The sequence below is a fragment of the Trueperaceae bacterium genome (genome assembly GCA_019454765.1).
Taxonomy (GTDB): Bacteria; Deinococcota; Deinococci; order Deinococcales; family Trueperaceae; genus JAAYYF01.
Window position 1 is genome coordinate 1 of the sequence record JACFNR010000017.1, and the last position, 22,886, is coordinate 22,886.

Annotated in this window: 20 protein-coding genes, 6 tRNA genes and 1 pseudogene; 20 read left to right on the forward strand and 7 right to left on the reverse strand. The window is 72.3% G+C overall.

Annotated elements, in window-relative coordinates:
• Window positions 1-950 precede the first annotated feature (950 nt).
• Window positions 951-2,072 carry an MFS transporter gene (locus H3C53_06625; GenBank protein MBW7916345.1) on the forward strand — a complete coding sequence of 374 codons (1,122 nt, stop codon included), beginning with the start codon at window positions 951-953 and terminating at the stop codon, window positions 2,070-2,072.
• On the opposite strand, the pseudogene H3C53_06630 reads toward H3C53_06625, so the two are convergent.
• Window positions 2,064-2,528, reverse strand: a pseudogene (locus H3C53_06630) (NUDIX domain-containing protein). The gene H3C53_06625 and the pseudogene H3C53_06630 overlap by 9 nt on opposite strands.
• A 131-nt stretch (window positions 2,529-2,659) precedes the next feature.
• Here H3C53_06630 and H3C53_06635 point away from each other — a divergent pair.
• Both H3C53_06635 and H3C53_06640 read left to right on the forward strand, forming a co-directional pair.
• Window positions 2,660-3,490, forward strand: a complete 831-nt coding sequence (locus H3C53_06635; GenBank protein ID MBW7916346.1) for an EamA family transporter — start codon at window positions 2,660-2,662, stop codon at window positions 3,488-3,490.
• Window positions 3,491-3,572: 82 nt separating this feature from the next.
• Window positions 3,573-4,544, forward strand: a complete 972-nt coding sequence (locus tag H3C53_06640) for a quinone oxidoreductase (GenBank protein MBW7916347.1) — start codon at window positions 3,573-3,575, stop codon at window positions 4,542-4,544.
• A gap of 40 nt (window positions 4,545-4,584) precedes the next feature.
• On the opposite strand, the gene H3C53_06645 is transcribed toward H3C53_06640, so the two are convergent.
• Window positions 4,585-6,405, reverse strand: a complete 1,821-nt coding sequence (locus H3C53_06645; GenBank protein ID MBW7916348.1) for an ABC transporter ATP-binding protein — start codon at window positions 6,403-6,405, stop codon at window positions 4,585-4,587.
• Window positions 6,405-8,180 carry an ABC transporter ATP-binding protein gene (locus H3C53_06650; GenBank protein ID MBW7916349.1) on the reverse strand — a complete coding sequence of 592 codons (1,776 nt, stop codon included), beginning with the start codon at window positions 8,178-8,180 and terminating at the stop codon, window positions 6,405-6,407. The genes H3C53_06645 and H3C53_06650 overlap by 1 nt, the downstream gene beginning before the upstream one ends.
• A gap of 192 nt (window positions 8,181-8,372) precedes the next feature.
• Here H3C53_06650 and H3C53_06655 point away from each other — a divergent pair, with 192 nt between their 5' ends.
• The 6 genes from H3C53_06655 (at window position 8,373) to H3C53_06680 (ending at window position 13,279) form a co-directional block, all read left to right on the forward strand.
• Entirely contained in the window at window positions 8,373-9,578 is a 1,206-nt protein-coding gene (locus H3C53_06655; protein ID MBW7916350.1) for a trypsin-like peptidase domain-containing protein, read from the forward strand.
• Between the two features lie 95 nt (window positions 9,579-9,673).
• Window positions 9,674-9,750: transfer RNA gene (locus tag H3C53_06660), tRNA-Arg, on the forward strand.
• Window positions 9,751-9,793: 43 nt separating this feature from the next.
• Entirely contained in the window at window positions 9,794-10,981 is a 1,188-nt protein-coding gene (locus tag H3C53_06665) for an ABC transporter substrate-binding protein (GenBank protein ID MBW7916351.1), read from the forward strand.
• Between the two features lie 106 nt (window positions 10,982-11,087).
• A complete protein-coding gene (prfA, locus tag H3C53_06670) occupies window positions 11,088-12,200 on the forward strand; it encodes a peptide chain release factor 1 (protein ID MBW7916352.1) in 1,113 nt (370 codons plus the stop codon).
• A complete protein-coding gene (locus tag H3C53_06675; protein ID MBW7916353.1) occupies window positions 12,187-12,660 on the forward strand; it encodes an NUDIX hydrolase in 474 nt (157 codons plus the stop codon). The genes prfA and H3C53_06675 overlap by 14 nt, the downstream gene beginning before the upstream one ends.
• Before the next feature lie 4 nt (window positions 12,661-12,664).
• Window positions 12,665-13,279 carry a DNA-3-methyladenine glycosylase gene (locus tag H3C53_06680; GenBank protein MBW7916354.1) on the forward strand — a complete coding sequence of 205 codons (615 nt, stop codon included), beginning with the start codon at window positions 12,665-12,667 and terminating at the stop codon, window positions 13,277-13,279.
• Between the two features lie 10 nt (window positions 13,280-13,289).
• Here the strand turns inward: H3C53_06680 and H3C53_06685 are convergent, their stop codons facing one another.
• The 3 genes from H3C53_06685 to H3C53_06695 are packed head-to-tail and all read right to left on the reverse strand — an operon-like array spanning window position 13,290 to window position 15,812.
• Window positions 13,290-14,249, reverse strand: a complete 960-nt coding sequence (locus H3C53_06685) for a cation transporter (protein MBW7916355.1) — start codon at window positions 14,247-14,249, stop codon at window positions 13,290-13,292.
• 7 nt (window positions 14,250-14,256) lie between these two features.
• Window positions 14,257-14,631: a DUF2007 domain-containing protein gene (locus tag H3C53_06690; GenBank protein ID MBW7916356.1), complete on the reverse strand. Its 375-nt coding sequence runs from the start codon at window positions 14,629-14,631 to the stop codon at window positions 14,257-14,259.
• Window positions 14,628-15,812 (reverse strand): M20/M25/M40 family metallo-hydrolase, encoded by a 1,185-nt coding sequence (locus H3C53_06695; protein ID MBW7916357.1) that lies wholly within the window; start codon window positions 15,810-15,812, stop codon window positions 14,628-14,630. The genes H3C53_06690 and H3C53_06695 overlap by 4 nt, the downstream gene beginning before the upstream one ends.
• 62 nt (window positions 15,813-15,874) lie before the next feature.
• Between H3C53_06695 and H3C53_06700 the strand changes: the two genes are divergently transcribed.
• Window positions 15,875-16,672, forward strand: coding sequence for a hypothetical protein (locus H3C53_06700; GenBank protein MBW7916358.1), 798 nt, complete (start codon window positions 15,875-15,877; stop codon window positions 16,670-16,672).
• Here H3C53_06700 and H3C53_06705 read toward each other — a convergent pair.
• Window positions 16,642-16,998, reverse strand: a complete 357-nt coding sequence (locus H3C53_06705) for an MGMT family protein (protein MBW7916359.1) — start codon at window positions 16,996-16,998, stop codon at window positions 16,642-16,644. The two genes, H3C53_06700 and H3C53_06705, sit on opposite strands and share 31 nt — an antisense overlap.
• Before the next feature lie 64 nt (window positions 16,999-17,062).
• Between H3C53_06705 and H3C53_06710 the strand changes: the two genes are divergently transcribed.
• The 10 genes from H3C53_06710 to tig all read left to right on the forward strand — a co-directional run.
• The gene (locus tag H3C53_06710; GenBank protein ID MBW7916360.1) at window positions 17,063-17,239 is read left to right on the forward strand and encodes a hypothetical protein; all 177 of its coding nucleotides are present in this window, start codon (window positions 17,063-17,065) and stop codon (window positions 17,237-17,239) included.
• Between the two features lie 34 nt (window positions 17,240-17,273).
• Window positions 17,274-18,623 carry a tRNA (N6-isopentenyl adenosine(37)-C2)-methylthiotransferase MiaB gene (miaB, locus tag H3C53_06715; GenBank protein ID MBW7916361.1) on the forward strand — a complete coding sequence of 450 codons (1,350 nt, stop codon included), beginning with the start codon at window positions 17,274-17,276 and terminating at the stop codon, window positions 18,621-18,623.
• A 2-nt stretch (window positions 18,624-18,625) separates the two neighbouring features.
• Entirely contained in the window at window positions 18,626-19,129 is a 504-nt protein-coding gene (locus tag H3C53_06720) for an NUDIX domain-containing protein (GenBank protein MBW7916362.1), read from the forward strand.
• A gap of 249 nt (window positions 19,130-19,378) precedes the next feature.
• A tRNA-Pro gene (locus tag H3C53_06725) sits at window positions 19,379-19,455 on the forward strand.
• Window positions 19,456-19,524: 69 nt separating this feature from the next.
• Window positions 19,525-19,600 (forward strand) — tRNA-Gly (locus H3C53_06730).
• Window positions 19,601-19,628: 28 nt separating this feature from the next.
• A tRNA-Arg gene (locus H3C53_06735) sits at window positions 19,629-19,704 on the forward strand.
• A 62-nt stretch (window positions 19,705-19,766) separates the two neighbouring features.
• On the forward strand, window positions 19,767-20,951 hold the full coding sequence (locus H3C53_06740) for an MFS transporter (GenBank protein ID MBW7916363.1): 1,185 nt from the start codon (window positions 19,767-19,769) through the stop codon (window positions 20,949-20,951).
• Window positions 20,952-21,119: 168 nt separating this feature from the next.
• A tRNA-His gene (locus H3C53_06745) sits at window positions 21,120-21,196 on the forward strand.
• 137 nt (window positions 21,197-21,333) lie between these two features.
• Window positions 21,334-21,417: transfer RNA gene (locus tag H3C53_06750), tRNA-Leu, on the forward strand.
• A 111-nt stretch (window positions 21,418-21,528) separates the two neighbouring features.
• Window positions 21,529-22,886, forward strand: a 1,358-nt coding sequence (gene tig, locus H3C53_06755; GenBank protein MBW7916364.1) for a trigger factor, incomplete at its 3' end; no start/stop codon positions are given.

Here is a 22,886-nt window from a genome sequence, read left to right on the forward strand (position 1 = left end):
CCGAAAACGGTAGAGTCGTGACAAGCGCAATGAGCGACGTTCACTGCCAGATCGTTACAGCGCCCACTTCCGGCGCTCCACGACCCCGCACATGGTTCCTTGCCACCGGCCGATTATCCCTTCGCGAGAGATCGGACCCTCGTAAAGGCCCATACTCTTCACCGTGGATGCCCGCCTCGTTCTAGTGAGCGAGTAACAACCTGGCGCCGCCGCACTGGAGGCCCGAGACCGGTTGAGATCAGCCAACGAAGCAGCGAGAACCACCACCGAGAAACCTCAGGAACGGGCTTGTCCGAGTGTCCAAGATGCTGTCTCGAACCCCCCAAAACTGGCCTCGGTCAGCTGGGCCCCTCTCGCCAGGGGCGCCACACTTTCCTCGTCAGAGACGCACGATTTGCCACTGGCCCGAACGAGCCTGTAGAGCAAGGGTCGCACTGGGGGTCAAGTGGTCGTCGGTTCAAGTCCGGCCACCCCGACCACGGTTTCCGAGGCAGCAGGGCCGCGATTCCCGCCGAGCGACCTTCGTGGCGGGAATCGCGGTCGCTGGCATGCTGGGTGCAACCGCGGGTCCGACTCGTCCAACGTCTTGAAGTTCGCTCGAGCCATACCTCGTTGGCGCTAACCCCGGCCAGCGGGCGTGTCGCTTCGTCGCCATCGCGGCGGAGCAGATCCTCGTGCGCACCGCGCCTGAACGCGGGGCGCCTTCCGGCCCATGGCGGCAACGCGGACTGCCCCGCCGGGTGAGGAGGGTCTCCAAGCTTGGCGTCCCAGACCGGCGTCGCAACGAGCCGCTCGTCAGGGACCAGTGACGCCCACCATGCCAGGCTGGCTCCTGTCCTTGACCGACCCGCGCCCTCATGAATAGTCGGCGCTAGGTCCGCCCGGCGAGGAAGGGTGGCGTGGCCCTTCCCGAGTCCGCCGACCGCGCCCGCGCGTGCCACCATGTAGCGGTGACGCCCCGCGCCGCTGTCTCCCTACTGTTCCTCGTGAACGGCTTCGTCCTCGCCAACTGGCTTACCCGCATCCCCGACGTGGCGCGCGCCCTGCACCTGGGAAGCGGTCAGGTGGGCACCGCGCTCCTCGGCATGGCGGTGGGGGCACTCAGCGCCTTCCCGCTCACGGGCGGCCTCATAACGCGCTTCGGTAGCGCCCGCGTGACGGTCGGCTTCGCGGCGGTGTACGCCCTGTCGCTGCCCGCCCTCGCGCTCGCGCCGAGCCTGCCGTGGCTGCTGGTGGCGCTCGCCCTCTTCGGCTTCGGGAACGGGGGGATGGACGTGGCCATGAACGCCCAGGGCGTGGAGGTCGAGCGGTGGATGCGCCGACCCATCATGAACGCTCTCCACGGCTTCTTCAGCCTGGGCGGCCTGGTCGGCGCGGCGACGGGTGGCGCCGTCGCGTCAGCGGCCGTGCCGGTGCCGTGGCACTTCGTGGCCGTGGCGGGCGCGGCGCTCGTCGGCGTTGCCGGCGCGCGCGGGCGGTTGCGACCCGACGAGGCGACGGCGGCCGGGCGGGGCGGCGCGCCCGTCTTCACCCTGCCGGCACGCGCCCTGTGGGGCCTGGGCGCGGTGGGCGTCTGCGCCGCCATCGGCGAGGGCGCCATCGGCGACTGGAGCGCCCTCTACCTGCGCGGTTCGCTAGGGACGGGCCCGGGCCTCGCGGCGCTCGGCTACGCCGCGTTCTCGGTCACCATGCTGATCGGCCGCTTCGCCGGCGACAGTCTCGTGGCGCGCTTCGGTCCGGCAGCGGTCGTGAGGGCGGGCGGGGCCCTGGCCGCCGTCGGGCTGGCCGCGGGGTTGGCCGTGCCGCTACCGGCCCTGGCGCTGGTGGGGTTCGCGGCCGTCGGGCTCGGACTCGCCGTCGTCATCCCGCTCGTCTACGCCGCCGCCGGCGCCCACCCCACCATCCCGCGGGGCGTCGCCGTTGCCGGGGTGGCGACCATCGGGTATAGCGGCTTCCTCGTCGGCCCACCCCTCCTCGGTTGGCTGGCCGACCTGGCGTCGCTGCGCGTCGCCCTCCTGCTCGTGGCCGCCCTGAGCGGGCTCATCGTCGTCCTGCCCCGCGTCGACCCGTAGGAACTCGGCCGGCTCGCGTTCGATGAACTCGCGCCGCACGTGCTCGAGCAGGTCGCGTTGGCTGCCGAACGGGAAGAGCTCGGCAGCCTCGGCGGGCGTCACCCACCGGTAGGCGACGTGCTCGCCGTTGAGCGTGACGGCGGCGTCGGCCGGCACCCGCGCCACGAACGCCGGCACCACCTCGACCCGGTCGCCCGCCGGCGAGTAGAACTGCTCGCAGAAGCTGGTGGCGTAGAGGGCGTCGGGCACGAGCCCCGTCTCCTCCGCCAGCTCGCGGCACGCCGCCTGCCACGCCGCCTCGCCCGCCTCCACGTGCCCGGCGCAGTAACTCCACGCGCCGGCGAGGTAGCCGGCGCCACGCCTGAGGGCAAGCAGGCGCACCTCGCCCGCGGCCTCCCGCAGCGCCAGCACCGACACCATCGCGCAGCGCACCTCCACGCCCCTCTCGTCGGTCACCCTCATCGGCCTCCCGAGGCGAGGATATGCCACCCGCTGGGGTCTCGCGGCCCGGTCGGGGCACGCGGCCGCGGTATCCTCCGAGCCTGACATGGGTAGGCGACGTCGTTTCGTCGAGGTCGGGCGGCCACGTGGCTGACGGCGCCACCGTGCTGTTGGCGGGGCTGGGAGCGGCGGCGGCCTTCGGGACCGGCGACTTCAGCGGCGGCCTGGCAACCAGGCGCGACCCCGTCGTCCGCGTCGTCGCCCTCGCGCATCTCCTGTCCCTCGCCCTCTACCTGGCCTTGGCGTTGGCGTCCGGCGAGGCGCTCCCGAGTCCCGCCGACGCGCTGTGGGGCGCCCTGGCCGGCCTGGCTGGCGTGGCCGGGTTGGCGGCCCTATACCGCGGGCTGGCGCTCGGGCCCATGGGCGCGGTGGCCGCCACGAGCGGCGCCCTCGGCGTGGCGGTGCCGGTGTTGGCGAGCCTGCTGCTGGGCGGACATCTGGGCGGACCCCAGGTCGTGGGGGTCCTCATGGCGCTCGCCGGCATCACCCTCATCAGCCGGGTGCGGGCCCGCGGCGGTGGCGGGCTGGGCCTCGCGGTGGTGGCGGGCGTGGCGTTCGGCGCCTTCTACGTGTTCCTGGGGCAGACGCAGCCCGGCGCGCTCTTCTGGCCGCTGGTGACCTCCCGGTTCGTCTCCGCCGGGATCATGGTGGCGCTGGCGCGGCGCGGCCCTGGCCTCCGCCCGCGCTCGCCCCTGTGGATCGGCGCCTCGTCGCTACTCGACGCGCTCGGCAACGTGCTGTTCGTGTTGGCGGCCCAGACGGGCCTGCTGGCGGAAGCGAGCGTTCTCTCCAACCTCTACCCCGCCGTAACGGCGCTGCTCGCCATCCTGTTCCTGCGCGAGCGCCTGCGCGGCGAGCAGTGGTGGGGGGTGGCCGCGACGTTGACGGCGGTGCCGCTCATCGCCTGGCCGGCTTGAGGCCGCCCGAGGCCGCCGCTCGTTATGGTGGGGGCGGCGCGAGGCCGCGCGGCCGCCGGCCGCGGGATGAGGAGTCGATCGGATGAGTAGAGCCGTGTTCGTGAGGGCCCACGGCGGCCCGGAGGCGCTGAGCGTCGAGGAGCGGAGCGTGGGTGCGCCCGGCGCGGGCGAGATCAAGGTGCGCAACCGGGCCATCGGCCTCAACTTCATCGACACGTACCAGCGCTCCGGCCTCTACCAGGTGCCGCTGCCGTTCGTGGCGGGCAACGAGGGAGCCGGCGAGGTAACGGCCGTGGGGCCCGGCGTGACCGACTTCGCCGTCGGCGACCGCGTGACGTACTCGGGTCCGGTCGGCGCCTACGCCGACGAGCGCCTCATGCCGGCGGGCCGCGCCGCGCGCGTGCCCGAGGGCATCGACTTCGAGACGGCCGCCGCCATCACCCTCAAGGGGATCACGGCCTACTACCTCCTGTTCCAGACCTGGCAGGTGCGCGAGGGCCATACCATCTTGGTGCACGCCGCCGCGGGCGGCACCGGCTCGCTCCTCGTGCCGTGGGCCAAGCGGCTCGGGGCGCGGGTGCTGGCCACGGCCGGTTCACCCGCCAAGGTGGCGCGTGCCAGGGCGCTCGGCGCCGACGAGGCCGTCGACTACCGCGAGCACGATTTCGCGCCCTGGGTGCGCGAGGTCACCGGCGGCCGGGGGGTGGACGTCGTGTACGACGGCGTCGGCAGGGCGACCTTCGAGGGCTCGCTCGACTGCCTGCGCCCGCGCGGCCTCATGGTGAGCTTCGGCAACGCCTCCGGACCGGTGGCCGTGCCGAACCTCGGGATCCTCGCCACGAAGGGCTCCCTCTACCTGACGCGCCCCTCCACGACCACGTACATGGCGAGCACGGAGGAGTTCCGGACCGCGGTCGCGGCGGTGTTCGAGGCGGTTGCCGCCGGCATCCTCGCCGTGTCCGTCGAGCAGCGCTTCCCGCTGGCGGAGGCGGCCGCCGCCCACCGCGCCCTGGAGGAACGCCGCACCACCGGCTCCACCGTGCTCCTGCCCTGAGGGCTCGCGCCCGGGCGCCGGCGCGGGCCGCGAGGCGTCGCTACCCCGGCGCGGCGGGATCGTAGTCTGCCCGCTGGTGCCTGAAGTACGCCCGGTACAGCGCCGCGTACCGTCCGCCCCGCTCCAGCAGGGCCTCGTGGCTGCCCTCCTCCACCACGCGGCCGTGTTCCAGCACGAGGATGCGGTCGGCGGCCCGCACGGTGGACAGCCTGTGGGCGATCACGATGGCCGTCCTATTGGTGAACGCCTCGGCCAGGCCCTCCTGGATCTGCGCCTCGGTGAGTGGGTCGACGCTGGCCGTCGCCTCGTCGAGGATCAGGATGCGCGGGTCCTGCAGCAGGACGCGCGCGATGGCGACGAGTTGCCGTTGACCGAGCGACACGCCGCGGCCGCCCTCGCCCACCTCCGTGTCGAGGCCGCGCGGCAGCGCGCTCAGCCAGTCGCCCCCACCGATGCGGGCCGACGCCCTGACGACCTCGTCGTCCGTGGCGCCGGGCCGGGCGTAGCGGACGTTGTCGCGCACCGTCCCCGAGAAGAGGAAGGGCGTCTGTTGCACCACGCCAAGGTGCCTGCGGTAGGCGGCGAGGTCGAGGCGTGTCACGTCGTGACCGTCCACCAGCAGGCGGCCGCCCTGGAACTCGTAGAAGCGCGCCACGAGCTTCCCGATGCTCGACTTGCCGGCGCCCGTGTGTCCGACGAGCGCCACCGTCTCGCCCGCCCTGATGTGTAGGTCGAAGCCGGCAAGCACGGGCTCGTGGCTCGCGTAGGCGAAGTCGACGCCCTCGAAGCGCACGTCGCCGGCCACTGAGGTGAGCACCTCCTCGCCCGTCTGCACGACGCGCGGCTCCGCATCGATGAGGGCGAAGACGCGCTCGCTTGCCGACAGTCCCAACTGGAACTGGCTCCAGAAGGAGGCGATCGAGGTGAGGGGGAACCAGAAGAGCGTCACGGCCTGCACGAACAGGAACCACTCGCCGGGTGTGATGCTCCCCGCCAGCGCGCGGTCGCCACCGAAGTAGAGGATGAGCGCCGTGCCCAGGCCCCCCACGATCGACAGGACCGGGAAGATGGCCGTGAAGACGTAACCCTGCAGCAGGTTGAGTCGGTACGACTGGTCGTTCACGGTCACGAAGCGGTCGTAGACGGCCTCCTCCTGGCGGAACGTCTTGGCCACCCCTATGCCGGTGATGGACTCCTGCACGTTGGCGTTGACCTCGGCCAGGACGCGCCGCGCCTGCCGCGTTACCTGCCTCGCCAGGCGCCTGAAGCCGAGGGCGATGGCCACGACCACGGGCGCTATCGCCAACGCGATGAGCGCGAGCCGCGCGTCGATGTAGAGGAGCACAGCCAACAAGATGCCCACCTGGAGCACCTGGCTTATCAGGTTGAGGGTGAGGGTGACCACGTTGGAGAAGTCCTGCGTGTCCGACGTCACGCGGCTGACGACGCGCCCGGTGGAGTACTCGTCGTAGAACGACATGTCGCGCTCCAGCACGGCGTCGAAGGCGTCCTCGCGCAGCTCGAGGACGACGTCGCCGACGGCGCGGGCGGTGAGCCACTGCCGCAGGAAGTTGAACCCCCATGACAGGGCGCCAGCGACGCCGAACGCGGCCACGAGCCAGCCGACGCGGCGCCACTGCTCCCGTGCCGGCACCCCGGCGTCGGCGAGGCGGTCGATCCCCGCCGACACCAGGACCGGCAGGGCGGCGTCCAGCATCGCGGCGAGGAAGACGCTGACGCCGACGACGAGCATCACGGCGAGGTGCGGCCGGAAGTACCCTCCGATGCGCCGCACGAGCTCCGCATCGGAGTACTCGCGGTCGTACCCCTCGGCCTGGAGGCCGTCCAGGACGAAGCCCATCAGTCGTACCGCCTGAACATGCGCCGGTAGAGATCGTTGCGCCCGAGCAGCTCGGCGTGCGAGCCGCTGTCGACGAGGCGGCCGCCGTGCAGCATTAGCACCAGGTCGGCGCGCCTGATCTGCGCCAGCCTGTGCGTGATCATGAGCGTGGTGCGACCCCGCAGCAGGGCGTCGATGGCGCGCTGCACGGCGTCCTCGGTCGCGCTGTCGATGGCGCTCGTCGAGTCGTCGAGCACCAGGATGCGAGGGTCCGTCAGCAGGGCCCGCGCGATGGCCAGCCGCTGGCGCTGGCCGCCCGACAACGTGTCGCCGCGCTCGCCGATGACCGTGTCGTAGCCGTCCTCGAGCGCCACTATGAAGTCGTGCGCCTGCGCCGCCTTCGCGGCGGCGACGACGTCGGCTCGCGTCGCGGCGGCGCCCACTCCGAAGGAGATGTTCTCCGCCACGGTCCGCGAGAAGAGGAAGACGTCCTGCTCGATCACGGAGACCTGCGAGCGCAGCGCCTCCAGGTTCCAGTCCCGCACGTCGACGCCGTCGACCCGCACGCTGCCGCCGGTGGCGTCGAAGATGCGGTTCACGAGCCGCGTGACGGAGCTCTTGCCGGCGCCGGTCTGGCCGACGATGGCCACCGTCTGCCCGGGGGCGACCTCGAAGCTCACGTCGACCAACGCCGGGCTGCTCCCGGCGGCGTCGTAGGCGAACGTGACGCCGTCGAACTCTAGCGCGCCGTCGATGCGGGCCGCGTGGCCGCCCAGGTTCTCGTCCATGTCGACCTCGGCCGTCAACAGCTCGAGGATGCGCCGGGCGCCGGCGAGACCCATCTGCACGAGGTAGAACGTGAAGATCGAGATGAAGGCCGGGAAGCGCATGACGCTCATGAGGCCGACGTAAGCCACCAGGTCCCCCGTGGTTATGGCGCCGTTCACCAACAGGTAGACGCCGTGGGCGAACGCCAGTGCCGCCGCCAGGCCTATGAACAGTAGCGGGAGGTAGCGCGCCTGCACCAGGCCGGCGCGCACGAAGTGGTCGCGGAACAGCCTCGCGTTGCGGGCGAACCGCACCCGCTCGGCGCCCTCCTGCACGGCCGACTTGACGACCATGATGCCCGTCAGCGTCTCGTTGAGCGCGGCGTTCAGTACGCCGAACTGCTCGCGCTGCGCGGTCGAGACGGGCTCGAGCTGGCGCAGGTAGGCGCGGAGCGAGATGGCGAACGCGAGCACGAAGAGCAGGGGTGCGAGGAGCAGCCGCGGGTCGATCAGTGCGATGAATGCGATCGGGACGGCCAGGCTCAAGGCCGACTCCATGATGAGCGCCACGCCGGGGTTCATCATCGGGTTGAGCTGGCGCACGTCGTTGGCGGCGCGCGCCATCACGTCACCCACGCGGTGTCGTTCGTGGAAGGTCTGGCTCTTGCCCAGCAGGCTGACGTAGAGCTCGCGGCGCGCGTCCCTCTCCAGGCGCTGCCCGAGCGTCTCGACCGAGAAGCCGGTGATCAGCTCGAGCGCCCCGCGCAGCGCCACCAGACCGAGCACGGCGAGCGCGACCCGCAGGACGTCGCCGCGGGCGGCGCCGCCGGCAAGCACGAGGTCGAAGGCGCGCCCGGTCTCGCGGGGGATCAGTGACGTGCACACCGTCGCGAGGACGCCCCCGGCCAGGAAGGCCGCGACGAGCGGGCGGTAGACGCCCAGGTGCGAGAGCAGCCACCGGAGGGGCGAGCGCCGGTCGTAGCGACGCTCCCCGGGTACGGCGAACTCGCCGGGTCCTGCGCGGTCGATGCTGGTGGGGCGGGTCAACGTACCTCCGGGGAGCGGCCACTCTACGCCCGGGCGGGCGTCTCGGCAAGTGCGCGCGCCGTCGAGGCGCGTCCGGGACGTCCCTCGACGGCGGCGTGTAGCAGATGCCACGTCCCTGACGGCCACCGTTCCCGGTAGAATCGGGGTGGCTTCCCAGCCCCCGGAGGATCACGTATGCGGTTCGCACGCTCGCTGCTCGTCTCGACACTACTGACGCTGCTCGGCATGGCCGCGGCGCAGGCCATGCCGCGTGAGGTGAGGCTGAGCATCCTGCAGGCCGTGGTTCAGGTCATCCCGTACGACACTGCGACGGAGGACCTCGTCGACTGGTCCGGCTCGGGCACGATCATCAGCCCCTCGGGGTACGTGCTGACCAACTACCACGTCGCCGGCGACCTCGCCACGCGCCGCTACTACGACTGGCACACCATCTGGGTCACCGACCCCGAGTTCACGGACCAGCCGCCCGAGTTCTACTTCTGGGCGCAGTACGTGGCCGGCGACCCGACGCACGACCTGGCCCTCCTCAAGATCGTCGAGTGGTACGACGAGGAGCCGGTGGGTAGCGACTTCGTCTTCCCGCACGTCGAGGTGGGCGACTCGAACCAGCTCATCCCCGGCGACCCGATAACCATCGTCGGTTACCCGGGCATCTCCGGTTCGACCATCACCTTCACCTCGGGCCTCATGTCCGGCTGGGTCGGCGAGAACTTCGAGACCGGCGGCAAGCAGTGGATCAAGACCGACGGGAAGATCTCACACGGCAACTCTGGCGGCGGCGCGTTCGACGAGAACGGCTACCTCATCGGCGTCCCCACGGCCGGACGGACGGTCAAGTACGACGAGCTGGACACGGAGGAGCAGGCGTACGTGCGGCCGATCAGCCTCGCATGGGCCCTGATCGGGCCGAACGTGACCGACGTCGCTCGCGCCAAGAGCACCTCCGGGGTCAGGGCGTCGACGCCCGGCCCCACCGTCACGCCACCGGCGGGGGGTGGGGGCACGCCCGCACTGCCGAGCAGCGGTGTGGGGCCGTGCGACTTCTGCACCGTCGGCGACCTGGCGCTCGGCAAGCAGGTCGAGAACGAGATCGGCGGCGTCCCGGAGCGGGTCAACTTCCACACCTACACGATCTCCGTGCCCAGCGGCACCCCGACCCTCACCATCGTCCTCGACTCCGACCACGACCTCGACATCGCCGTCAAGTTCGGCACGCCGGTCGAGTCGTGGAGCGACGAAGGTGATTGGGACTACCGCGACGTGACGGAGGCGGCCGGCGCCACCTTCACGGTGTCGCTGCCCACGCCGGGCACCTGGTACGTCGACGTCATCCAGGCCTACGAGCAGGGCGTGACCAGCTACAGCCTCTCGGCGCGCTGACCACGGCCCGGCGCCACGCCGGCGGCGGCTTGCCCGGCGTCGCTCGCCGACGTATCATCTTCGGGCGCCGCGGCTCGCGGCGTATCGGCACGCGTGCGCCCGTAGCTCAGTTGGATAGAGCGGGGGACTCCTAAGCCCTAGGCCGCAGGTTCGACTCCTGCCGGGCGCACCAAGCACCTCTCGGCCGGCGGCCGGGTCATCGGTGGTGGTCCCCGTTGAGAAGGCTCCTCTGCACGTTGGCGGCTTGCGTCGCCTTGGCCATACCCGGCTTCGCGTTCGGCGCGAACGAGCTTCGCGTCGGCGTCGTAGCCTCGCGCTCGTCCGCCGCCGGGGCGGCGCAGACGTTGGTGGCGACGGCGTGGGCGGCCCGGCTCAGGGCGGCGGGCGGCGTCTTCGGGCTGCCGGTCCGGCTCTTGCTCGGGGACGACGGCGGCAGCGCCGACCTGGCGGTGAGCCTGGCGCGCGAGCAGGTCGAGGCCGGCGCGTTGGTCGTGATCTGCTGCACCACCCACGAAGCCACCGCCGCGGTGGCCCGCTACGCCGAGGAGGCCGGCGTCACCCTGCTGGCACCGCGGAGCTGGACAGCCTCTAACGTCATCCCCTACTGGGCCTTCTCCTTGGCGCCGTCGGACACGGACGTGGCGGCAGCCATCGTGGCCGACGCCTACCGTCACGGCCGCGCCAGCCTCGCCCTGTTGGCCCCGGACGACGACGCCACCGCGGCACTGGCTAACGACCTCGCGGCGCTCGGGGCCCTCGTCGGCATCCGCGTGGTGGCGGACGAGCGTTACCCGCCCGAGCAGGCGGAGGTGCGGCCCGAGGCGCTCCTGGTGGCGAGCCACCGGCCCGCTAGCGTCGTCGTGTGGGGCGGCCCGGGCGACCTGGCACGGACCGCGACGGCGTTGACGCGCCGCGGTTACGAGGGTCCCGTCTACGGCCGGAGCGCGGCGCTCTACCCGGGCGAGCAGGCCCTGGCGTGGCGCGCCGTCGACGGCGTGCGCTTCGCCGTTCCACCGGCCGCCGTCGCCGGCGGGGTCGGGGCCGGCACGCGGGCGTTGCCGGGCGAGCCGGCGGGCGGACCGCTTGGGATCTGTGCCGACGCGGCCCGGCGCGACGCGGAGAGGCTGAGGTCGGCGACGAGCGATCCGCAGCCGTTGGCGACCGCGCCGGTGTTGGCGGCTCTCGACGTGACGGCCGCGGCACTCGAGCAGCTCCTCGCCCTGCAGGTGCCGCTGACCGACCCGGCTGCCGTCCGTCAGGCCGTGCGCGACGCCCTGGTCGGCCTGCCCGAACAGTGCAGCGGTGCCGGCGCCATCGACCTCGAGGAGGGGCGCCGCGGCGCGGTGCGGGCTCGCAGCCTGTCCATCGCCGTGGCCACACCGACCGGTCTGGTCGCCGAATAGCGCTCGCGGGTTCGACCCTCCCCGTTACGCATACCGACCGGTCTAGCAGCTAGTTGCGTGAGGAGGCGCTCCGGCCGCCCGCCACCCGGAGAGTACACTTGACGCAATGACAGAGAGAACCCAGGCCCTCAAGTACGAGCTCGAGACGCTGGAGCGCAGCCTCGCCGACCCGGCGCTGCTCGCTGACGCCGCCGGCTACCGCGAGACCATGCGGCGCTACAGCGAGGTGAAGGAGGTCGTCGACGCCGCCACCACGGTCGAGCGCCTGGCGGCCCAACTCGCCGGTCTCGACGAGTTCCTCGCCGACCCCGACCTCAGGTCGGAGGCCGAGTCCGAGGCGCGCCGCGTCGAGGCGGCGCTCGGCGCGGCGCGCGCCGACCTCGAGCGCCTCCTCACCCCCCGCGACCCGTACGACTCGAAGGACGTGATCGTCGAGATCCGCGCCGCCGCGGGCGGCGACGAGGCGTCGCTCTTCGCGCGCGAGATGCTCGGCATGTACCTCAAGTACGCAGCCGACCTCGGCTTCAAGACGGAGCTGCTCGACTCCCACCCCACCGAGGTCGGCGGCCTCGCCAAGGTGTCGTTCGCCGTCGCCGGCCGCGGCGCCTACCGCGCCTTCAAGTTCGAGTCGGGCGTCCACCGCGTGCAGCGCGTACCGGCCACGGAAGCGCAGGGCCGCATCCACACGAGCACCGTCACCGTGGCGGTCCTGCCCGAGGCCGACGACGTCGACGTGCGCCTCTCCCCCAACGACTACAGGGTCGACGTCTACCGCTCGAGCGGCCCCGGCGGTCAGTCGGTCAACACCACCGACTCGGCCGTGCGGGTCACCTACCACCCCGGCGAACCCGACGAGATCATCGTCACCTGCCAGGACGGCAAGTCGCAGATCAAGAACAAGGAGCGCGCGCTCACGGTGCTGCGCGCCCGCCTGCTCGAACGCGAACGCGAACGCGCCCAGAGCGAGGCCCGCGAGGCGCGGATCGTTCAGATCGGCACCGGTGACCGCTCCGAGCGCATCCGCACGTACAACTTCCCCCAGTCGCGGGTCACCGACCACCGCATCGACTACACCACCCACGACCTGAGCGGCGTGCTCGCCGGCGCCCTCGCGGACCTGACCGACGCGCTCCAGACCGAGGAGCAGACTCGCTTGGCGCTGGCCGCCGCCACCGCCGGTGCCCACGACCTCGCCGGCAAGGCCCGTGGCGCGGCGTGAGTTCGTCGTTGCCGCGGCCATACTGCTCGACCCCAAGGGGCGAGTGCTGCTCGTAGGCAACGACTGGCAAGGGCACGGGCGCGTCCGCTACACGCTACCGGGCGGCGTCGTCGAGCGCGGCGAGTCGACCCTCGACGCCCTCGAACGCGAGGTCATGGAGGAGACGGGGCTCGAGATCACCTCGATCCACCACCTGGCCTACAGCGTGCACGTCGAGGACAGGCGCCGCAACGACCGCGCCGTGTCGTTCGCGTTCGTGGCCGCCTACAAGGGGCTCCTCAACCCGCGCGACCCCGACGGCTTCATCGTAGAGGCGCGCTTCTTCCCGGTAGAGGAGGTGGCCACCATCGTCCCCATCCCACCGCTTCGCGACCCGCTCGTGACGTACCTGCGCGAGCGCGTGCCCGGCCGCTTCTACACGTACGGCGGTTGGGACGGCCGCTCCCCCCGGGCGGTGTGAGCTAGTGGCGGCCACCGCCCCGCCGCCGCTGCCTCGCGAGTTCTACGCCAGACCGGCCGACCTGGTGGCGCCCGACCTGCTCGGCGCAACCCTGCGCGTGGTCGGGCCGACCGGCGCGGTCAGGGCGGGTCGCATCGTCGAGGTCGAGGCGTACGTCGGCGAGGCGGACCGCGCCTGTCACGCTCACCGCGGCCTCACGCCACGAACGCGGACGCTCTACGGAGCGCCCGGCACGGCCTACGTCTACCTCGTGTACGGCGTTCACGAGCTCTTCAACGTCGTGTGCCAGCCACCCGGCGTGCCGCACGCCGTGCTCGTGCGCGCCGTGGAGCTGTTGTCGCGAGGGGACGAGGACGCCGCCGAGTCCGATGCCGCCGCCGGCGCGGGTCCCGGCAAGCTGACGCGCGCGCTTCACATCGGGCTCGGTCACGACGGGGTGGCGTTGGGGGCACCGCCGATCACCATCCATCCGGGCAACCCGCCCGCCGCCGTCGCCGTGGGGCCGCGGGTCGGCGTTGGCTACGCGGGCGCGTGGGCGGAGGCGCCACTGCGGTTCTGGGACCCCGCCTCCGCGGCCGTGTCGCGCCCACCGCGCTCGCGCCTCGGCGCCGGGCGCTGACGACCGCGCGTCAGACCGGTGGGGGCGCGCCGAACTCGTCGTGGGGCGTCAACGTCCTGTCCCTCACCCCGGGCTGGTACGGCTCGACGTGAACCGTGGTGACGAGGTCGTCCAGCTGCGCGTGGACGGCGTCCTCGACGCGCCCCACCAGGGCGTGAGCGGCCTCCACCGTCATCTGCGGGTCGACGAAGACGTCCACCTCCATGAAGCGCGCCCGCCCCGACCGCCGCGTGCGCAGCCGGTGGAAACCGTGGATCTCGGGCGCCGCCTCCAACACCGCCAGGATGCGCGCCTCCTCCGCCTCAGGCAGGCGCTCGTCGAGGAGCTGCGACAGCGAGCGCTGCATCACCCTCACCCCCACCCGCACGACGTTGGCGGCCACCGCCAGGCCGAGTAGCGGGTCGAGGGCATGCCAGCCGGTGACCCCGACCAGGCCGACGCCCGCCACGACGCCGACGGAGGTGTACACGTCCGTGAGGATGTGCCGCGCGTTGGCGTCCAGCGCGGCGGAGCGCTCGCGGCGCGCGACCCTGAACAGGTAGGCGGCCAGGACGCCGTTCGCCGCGCCGGCGACCAACGCCACCGCCGTACCGAGGCCGACGTGCCTCAGCGGCACCGGATCCAGCAGGCGCGGCACGGCGCTCCACGCGATGGCGCCGGCCGCCACGATGATGAGCGCCGCCTCGAGGACGCTCGAGAAGTACTCGGCCTTGGTGTGACCGTACGGGTGACGGTAGTCGGGCGGCGCCTCAGAGACGTCGAGCGCGACGAGCAGGACCGCGGCGGCGACGAGGTTCACCAGCGACTCCGCCGCGTCCGACAGCAGTCCGACCGAGCCCGTCAGCAGGTAGGCGACGAACTTGAGCCCAAGGATCCCGACCGCCGCCACGAGGCTCACGCGGGCCGCGGCGTTGCGGCGCCTGCCGTCACCCCCGTCGCCTGGGCCTTCACGCACGGCTTCGCGCGTCACCGCCGTCCTAGCCCCCGTCCTCCTCGCCGTCCTCGTCGTCCTCGCCCTCCGGTCCGCTTGGCGCGAGCTCCTCCGGCAGTTCGCCCCGCGCCATGGCCGCCAGCAGCTCCTCCAGCTCCTCGCCCTCGTAGTCCGTGACCGTCTCGGCGATGAGCCGTTCGGCGCGCTCCGCGTCCGCCTCCGGGACGAGCACGTAGCACGTCTGCGCGCTCGTCGAGCCCAGGTGTGAGAAGACGTCGCCGAGCGCGTCGGCGCCCCTCACGAGCGAGACGATCCCCTCGTCTTCCAAGATCCCCGCCACCATCTCGGCGAGCGGGGCGGCGGGCGCCACGTCCACGACCGTCCACGGGTCGCCGTTGATGGTCACCGAATCGCCCTTCATGATCCCTCCTCTCGTCGGGCCCCCGTGCCCCGCGGCCCCCGTAGGTAGTCGACGGCCACGGCCGCGTAGGCGTCGCGGGCCGCGTGCAGGTCCTCCAGGGCGACGCTCTCCTTCGTGGTGTGCGCCAGCTCCTCCTCGCCGGGCCCGAACCCGAGCACAGGGGCGCCCCGCCGCGCCAGGTGCGGCGCGTCGGTGCAGAACCACCACACGCCCTCGTCCAGGTCGCGGCCGTGGCGGGCCAGTGCGGCGGCGAGCGCCGGGCGGGCCGCCCGCACCACCGCGTGATCGGGCGCGAGCAGGTACGGGGCGGCGACGCGCGACGACGGGCCGCCGCCCGCGGCCTCGCGCTCCGCCACCCGCACGACGATGCGGTCGTCGTGCCTCACGCCGCGCAGTCGGGTCAACACGTCCTCGACGCTCTCGCCGGGTAGGGAACGGTAGTCGACCGTCAGGCGCGCCGAGCCTGGCACCACGTTGGTCGCGTCGGCCGGCGCGCTCACGAGCCGCGTGGCGGTGGCGCCGGCGCTGCCGAGCACGGGGTCGACGGGCAGCTCGAGCCCGCCGAGGGCGGTCACGTAGCGCGCCGCGTGCTCGAGGGCGTTCTCGCCGAGGGAGGCCCTGGCCGCGTGGGCGATCGCGCCCGGGAAGTCGACCTCCACCACCACGCAGCCACGGTGACCCAGCATCAGCCGGAGCTTCGACGGTTCGCCGAGCACGGCGGCGTCATACGCCAGCGACTCGCCAAGGTGCCGGGCGCCGAGTCCGCCCACCTCCTCCTGCACCACCCCCGCCACGACCAGGGTCCCGGCGAACCCGACCGCGGCAGCGTCGGCGGCGGCGAACACCATCGCGGCAAGGGCGCCCTTCATGTCGCACGCACCGCGACCCCACAAGCGGCCGCCGTCGACGACGCCGCCAAGTGGAGGGTGGGGCCAGAGCGTCGCGTCCCCGACGGGCACGGTGTCGAGGTGGCCGTTGAGCATGAGCGTCGGTCCCGGGCCGCGCCGCATCACGCCGACGGCGTTGCCGACCTCGTCGCGGTAGGCCTCGTCGAAACCGTGCTCCTCGAACGCCGCCAACAGCACCGCGGCGGCGGGACCCTCGCTGCCGGACGGGCTCGGCGCGCGGATGAGGTCGGCGGCGAGCTTGACGAGCGGGTGTTGCGCCTCGCGGTCGAACATCCGGCCATATTACGAATAATCGCAGCGGCTCCTGCGCTCGCTCGCGTATCGTGCTCCGCAGGATGGCTAGCACTGCGCACGCCACCGCCTGGACATGCCCGGCCTGCGGCCAGGTCAACCTCGCCGGGGTGACCTGCGACCGCTGCGGCGTCGCGAAGCGCATGCTCGACGACCCGCCGCTCGACATCCCCTACCGGCCACAGCTCACCCGCACCCCGGCTTTCTGGCTCGGCGTCGTCTGGACCCTCGTGACGCTTCTCGGCGCCCTGTTCCTGCTCTCTCCCGCCGGTCGCGCGGCCGTCGGGCCGCTGTTCCTCGTCGCGCAGACCTTCGGCGCCGCCGCCGCCGCGGTGTCGTCGTTCTTCACCGCACACTGGCACCGGCTCTTCAACCAGGTGGAGGTCGAGGTGCCGCAGCAGGTCAAGGCGGGCGAGCCGCTCGAGGCGACGGTGCGGCTCGTGCCGTACGAGCCGCTCGCCGGCGTGACCGTGCGGCTGAGGCTCGTGGACCGGTTCTACCGGGAGACGAAGGACGGCAGCGTCGAGACGGCCCAACAGCGCCTGGAGGAGCGCATCCTGCTCACGCGTGGGCGCGTGCCGGGGCGACGCTCCACGCGGCTGAGCGCCACCTTCCTGGCCCCCTTCCCGATGACACCCCACTCCAGCTTCCAGGCGGAAGCGGCGGCCGACCTCCTGAGCATGCTGGCCTACGTGATCCCGTCCCTGAGCTGGCAGGCGCGCAACCTGCGGGAGCACGGCGGGTACTACGTCGAGGCGCACGTGCGCGTCGGGTTCCTGAGCCGGCGCTACCACAAGCGCGTGCTCACCTACTACGTCGGCGCGGACCTCTTCGTGGGTTGAGGCCCGACCGGTTCGCCGGGCCCGGCCCAACGGTAACGGCGCAGGTCGACGCGGTCGTCGACCACCTCCACGCCCTCCGCCCGGAGCAGCGCCACCTGCAGCTCGCCGCTGCCGACCTTGTAGGTCGAGATGCCGCCCGACGCGTTCACCACGCGCTGCCACGGCACGTCGTCCTCGCTCTCCTTGAGCCCGTGCAGCACGGCGCCGACCTGGCGGGCGTGGTTCGGCGCGCCCACCATGAGCGCCACCTCGCCGTAGGTGGTCACCAGGCCGGGCGGCACGGCGCGCACCAACCTGAGTACCGCTGCCCTGAACGTCTCTCCCATGCCCGATGCTACTACCGGCCGCGCGGCGCCCGGCGCTTCCTGTATCCTGCGGCCGGAGGTCCCGGTGCTAGAGACCACCGTGCGCGTTGCGAGTTTCCTGTTCCTGGGGGGCATGCTGCTGCTCGTCGCCAGCGCCGTGCCGGCCGTCACGAGACGGTTCCCGCGCGCGTTCGCCCTGGGGTCGCTGCTGGCGCTCGGGAGCATCCTCCTCGTGCTGGGCGGCGCGCTCACACTGCGGTAGCGCCGGCGCGGGGACGCCGAGGAAGGAGGGGCCGTTGCGGGCGCACGTCATCACCTTCGGGTGTCAGATGAACGAGTACGACACCCACACCATCCAATCCGAACTGGTGGCCGGCGGACACGAACTGGTGGCGCACCCGGCCGACGCCGACCTGCTCCTTCTCAACACCTGCGCCGTCCGCGGCAAGCCGGTCGAGAAGGTCATCAGCGTGCTCGGCGACCTCCGCAAGCAACGCTCCGCCGGGCGCGACGTTACGGTCGGGCTCATGGGCTGCCTGGCGCAACTCGACGAGGGGCGCGACGTGGCGCAGAAGTTCGGGGTGGACCTGCTCGTCGGGCCGGGCGCAATCACCGACCTGCTCGAGGCCCTCGACGAGCACACCAGGCTCCGGTCGCAGGAGGGTAAGGGCATGGTCGAGCGCCGCGGCTTCGAGGCGGACCTGCACGACTACCTTCCGCCCCCGCCCGGCGGCTTGGCCGGCTTCCTGACCATCATGCGGGGCTGCAACCACCACTGCACCTACTGCATCGTCCCGGACACGCGCGGACCAGAGGTCTCCCGTCCGGTCGCGAGCATCATGCGCGAGGCGGAGGCCATGCGCGAGGCCGGCATCGTCGAGGTGACGCTGCTCGGGCAGAACGTCAACTCCTACGGGGTCGGGCGGCCCGACACGCCGAGCTTCCCGGAGCTACTGCGGCTCGTCGCCGACCTCGGCTTCGAGCGCGTGAAGTTCACGACGAGCCACCCCATGAACTTCACGAGCGCGCTGATCGACGTGATCGCCCAGCACGAGGCCGTGTGCAATTACATCCACCTCCCCATGCAGTCCGGGTCCGACCGCGTGCTGCGCCGCATGGCCCGCGAGTACCGCATCGATCGCTACCTGGGCATCGTCGAGGAGATCAGGGCCAAGGTCGCCGACGTGGTCATATCGACCGACATCATCGTGGGCTTCCCGGGCGAGACTGAGGAGGACTTCGAGGCGACGCTCGCGGCCGCCAGGGCGGCGAGCTTCGAGCAGGCCTACATGTTCATGTACTCGGCAAGGCCCGGCACGCCGAGCTACAAGCACTTCGAGGACATGCCGCGCGAGGTCAAGGTCGAGCGGCTGCAACGCCTGATCGACGCCCAGAAGGAGCGCAGCCTGCGGGCCAACGAGGCGTTGGTGGGGCGCAACGTGCGCGTGCTCGTCAAGGACCTGGGCCGCGACTCGCGCTGGGCGGTGGGCCACTCCGACCAGAACCACACCGTCCTGGTGCCGGCCGACAGCGTGAGCGCCATGGGCCTGAGGAGCGTGACCGTGACGAGCGCCACCCCGCACGCCCTCTACGGCGAGGTCGTCGGCGCGGACCGGCAGGGCATCGAGCTCGTGATGGCCTCCTGAGCGTGCCTGGCGCGGGGCGCCCCGTCTCCCCGCCGGCGGCGGCCGCCACGGGCGCGGCGAGACCGACGCGGGACCTGGCGGTCAGCGTCTTCGTCGTCTGGCGCGACCGGGTCCTGCTCCACCGCCACGGGAAGCTGGGCATCTGGCTGCCGCCTGGCGGACACGTCGAGCCGGGCGAGCTGCCCGACGAGGCCGCCGTCCGCGAGGTCCGGGAGGAGGCCGGCGTCGGCGTCGAACTGGTGGGCGAGCCGCCCATACACGCGCCGGGTCCGCGCCAGCTCGCGCGCCCGCGTGGGGTCCAGCTCGAACGGATCGCGCAAGGTCACGAGCACATCGACCTCGTGTACCTCGCCCGGCCGCTGCAAGGTTACGCCGGCGCCGTGACGGGCGAGGAGGCGAGCATGGGGTGGCACGGGCTGGCGAGCGCCACCGCGCTGGGGCTCACGCCGGAGGTGGACGCCTGGGTGCGGCTCGCGCTGGCGGAGCTCGGCGGGCCCGCCTCCTGACCCCCGACCCGCGACGAGGCCCTCACCCACCGCTCGCAACTCGAGCCCAGGCCGGTGAGCTGGGCGCCTTCCCGCCGCCCGAGACCCGGTACGACGTGGCGCCGAGGGCCCGACACAAAGCGGTGGACGCGAGTCATCCCAGAAGTGAACCTGACCGGGGCCGCGGTACGTGGCGGGGAGCGCGGCGTTCCGGGTATACTCCCTCCGCTGTCGGCAAGCCGCGGTTCGCCCGCGGCGGGCCGCCGGAGTCGGGGCGTGGCGCAGTCTGGTAGCGCACCTGGTTTGGGACCAGGGAGTCGCTGGTTCGAATCCGGCCGCCCCGACCACCTCCTCCTCCGCCCCGCTCGCCACCGGCGACGACGCCCGCGGAGGCAGGCAGCCGCAAGCGGGACCGGGCGGGAGTAGCTCAGCTGGTAGAGCGACAGCCTTCCAAGCTGTATGTCGCGGGTTCGAATCCCGTCTCCCGCTCCAACCTCCCGGCCGGCGCCGGCAGTGACGCGCACCAGTAGCTCAGTGGATAGAGCAGCCGCCTTCTAAGCGGTAGGTCGAGGGTTCGAGTCCTTCCTGGTGCACCACGCCAGTCCGCCGCCGGCCGGTCGGCGGTCGCCGATCGGGGGTCGGCGTTATGCTGCCGGGCGTGGAGGCCACCGTCCGCAGTCGCATCGTCCTCGGAGGGGCGTCGCTGTCGGCGCTCCTCTTCCTTGCTCACTTCTTCAACGACTTCTTCTCGGGTCAACTGGCGGCCCTGCTGCCCACCCTGCAGGTCCGCTTCGGCGCGAGCGAGCTCACGCTCGCGCTGTTCGTGGCCACGCTGTCGTTCAGCTCGTCGGTGTTGCAGCCGCTCTTCGGCGCTGTGGCCGACCGGCTCGGCCGGCGCCTGGTGGCGGGCGTGGGCGTCATGACCTCGTCGACGATCCTCAGCCTGATGGCGGTCGTCCCCTCCCCCGCCCTGCTCGTGCCCCTGCTCCTCGTGGGCGGCCTCGGCTCCGCGGCCTTCCACCCGGCCGGCACCACGTTGGCGCGCCAACTGGCCGGCGGGAAGGGCGGGCTGGCGCTCGGGGTCTTCAGCGCCGGCGGCACGACCGGGATGGCGTTCGGCCCACTGGTTATCGGCTTCTTCATCATGAACGGTTGGTTGGCGTTCTCACCGGTGTTGATGCTCCCGGGCCTGGCGCTGGGGGCGCTCATCCTGCTCCTCTTGCCGCCTCAGGCGCCGCCCGCACGGGCGGCGCGAGGCAAGCTCTTCGACCTCGAACTGTTCAGGGGTCCGGTGGGTCGGCTCTGCCTGGCGGGCGTGCTCCGCTCGATCAGCTGGATCGCCGTGATCAACGGCGCGCCGCTCTGGCTCGTGCACTCGCGCGGGCTCTCGCCGAGCGACCCCATCATCTTCTGGACGATAACGGCGTTCACGGTGGCGGGCGCGTCCGGCGGCATCCTCGCCGGCCTGGTGGAGAACCGCCTAAGCCGCCAGACTCTCGTGACGCTCAGCATGCTCCTCGCCACGCTGCCGCTGGCGGGCCTCCTCCTCAGCGCCCCTGGGGCGCCCTGGTACTACGTCGCGGTGATGCTCTCCGGCGTCCTGGTGAACGGTGGCCTGCCGATCATGGTCCTGGCCGCCCAAGACGCCGCGCCCCAAGCGGTCGCGACCGCGTCGGGGATGATGATGGGCCTGACCTGGGGCACCGCAGGCGTCCTCTACCTCGGTGTGGGAGCCCTCCAGGGCGCCATCGGGATGGACGCCGCCATGTGGTTGAGCCTGCTTCCACTCATCCCCGGCGCGCTCATCGCTCGCGGCGTGCTCATCGGCCTGGGCCAACGCTGAGGCGGCCGTCGGCTCGCCGCCGCGGCCCCGCGCGCCGCCCACCCGCCGGCCGCGTCCCGCTCGGTGCCCCCTTACCCGCCTTGTGTCCTGGGCTATGCAAGGAGCCCACCGGCGCGGTAACCTGCTTCCCGGCCTCGCGAGACCGCGCGACTCGCGTTAGCCTGCTCGGTGGGTGTAGCTCAGCTGGTTAGAGCACCGGATTGTGGTTCCGGGTGTCGTGGGTTCAAATCCCATCATCCACCCCAGCGAAGGGGCTCGTCCCCACCCGAGGGCGGGTTGCCACCACGGCCCCGCCCTCGGTCCTGACGGCGCCGCCGGGTAGTTCACCGCGGCGCCGCCCGGACCACCGGTAGCGCCGCTACCGCGTCAAGTGCGCCCCCGGGCGAGGATGGCGGAACTGGTAGACGCGCTAGACTTAGGATCTAGTGGCCTAGCCGTGCGGGTTCAAGTCCCGCTCCTCGCACCACCGCGGCAAGCCGAGCGCTTGCCGCTCACTTTTGGCGCGCAACGCGCGAACCACCGAGCGCGGCGCGGCGACCTCGCGGGTCCCGCCGCCCGGCCTTACCGAAGGAGTGACATGGAAGCCAGAGTCGTAGAGAAGCAGGGCGTCAACGTCACGGTGAGCGTGCGCCTCGACGCCGCGACCGTCGATGCCGCCTTCGAGCGCGTGCTCGCCACCCTGTCTCGCACCGTGCGCGTGCCGGGCTTCCGGCCCGGGAAGGCGCCTCGCGGCGTCCTCGTCAGGCGCGTGGGCGAGGAGGCACTCGCGCAGGAGGTGCGCGACGCCCTGGTCGACGACTCTTACCCGGCCGCCATGCGGGAGTTGGGCCTCGCCCCGATAGACGCTCACTTCCATGCCGACGGCGCCTTACAGGGCCAGGAGTTCGAGTACACCGTCCACGCCGACGTCTACCCGGACGTCGACCTACCCGACCTCGCCACCATCGAGTTGGAGGTCGAGCCGCGCGTGGTGACGGACGCCGACGTCGACGAGGCCATCAGGCGGCTAGGGCTCGAGAACGCCGTCCTAGTGCCGGTCGAACGCCCCGTCGAGGAGACGGACTGGGTGCTCCTCGGCCACGTCACCGGCGACGAGGAGGCCGACGAGGCGTCGACGTTCCCCGTGCACCTCGACAGGGCGGGCGACGAGCTCAAGGGGCAGCTCCTCGGCCGCGCCGTCGGCGAGGTGGTCGACGTGGTGTTGACCGACACCAACGTTCTCGAGGACGACGGCACCCCCAAGGCCTCGAACCTGAAGCTCAAGGTCGTGGACGTGAAGGGCAAGGAGCTGCCCGCCGACGACGGCGAGCTGGCGGTGCAGCTCGGCTTCGCGGACGGAGCCGAGCTGCGGGCGCGCGTCAGGGAGAGCCTCGAGGCGGACGCGCGCCGCGCCACGCAGGACGCGCGCCGCGACGAGGTCGTGGGCAAGCTGGTCGCCGGCGCCACCCTCGACCTGCCCGCGAGCCTCGTGCGGCGGCGGCAGCGCACGCTGCTGCAAGACGTCGCCCACGACCTCGGTCACCAGGGGGTGACCCTGCAGCGTTACCTGGAACGCCTGGAGGCCCGCGGCAAGCGCGAGGAGTTCGAGCGCGAGCTTGCCGAGACGGCCGAGAAGGGCGTCAGGCGCGACCTGGTGCTCGAGCGGCTCATGGAGGTGCGCGGCACGCAGGTGACAGACGCCGAGTTCCAGGCGGCGCTCAAGTTGTTGGCGGAGTCGCGCGGCGTCGACGTCGGGCGCCTCGAGCACGACCTGGGCGCCGACTACCTCGCCAACTACCGGTTCTTCATGCAACGCGACAAGGCCCTGCGTGAGTTCATCGCCGAGCTCAGCGGCGAGGAGGCGCCGGCGCCCGGCGAGGAGGAGGTGGCGGAGGCCGCCGAGGCGGCGTTCGCGGTCGACGAGGAGGCGGCCGACGACCACGACCACCACCACGA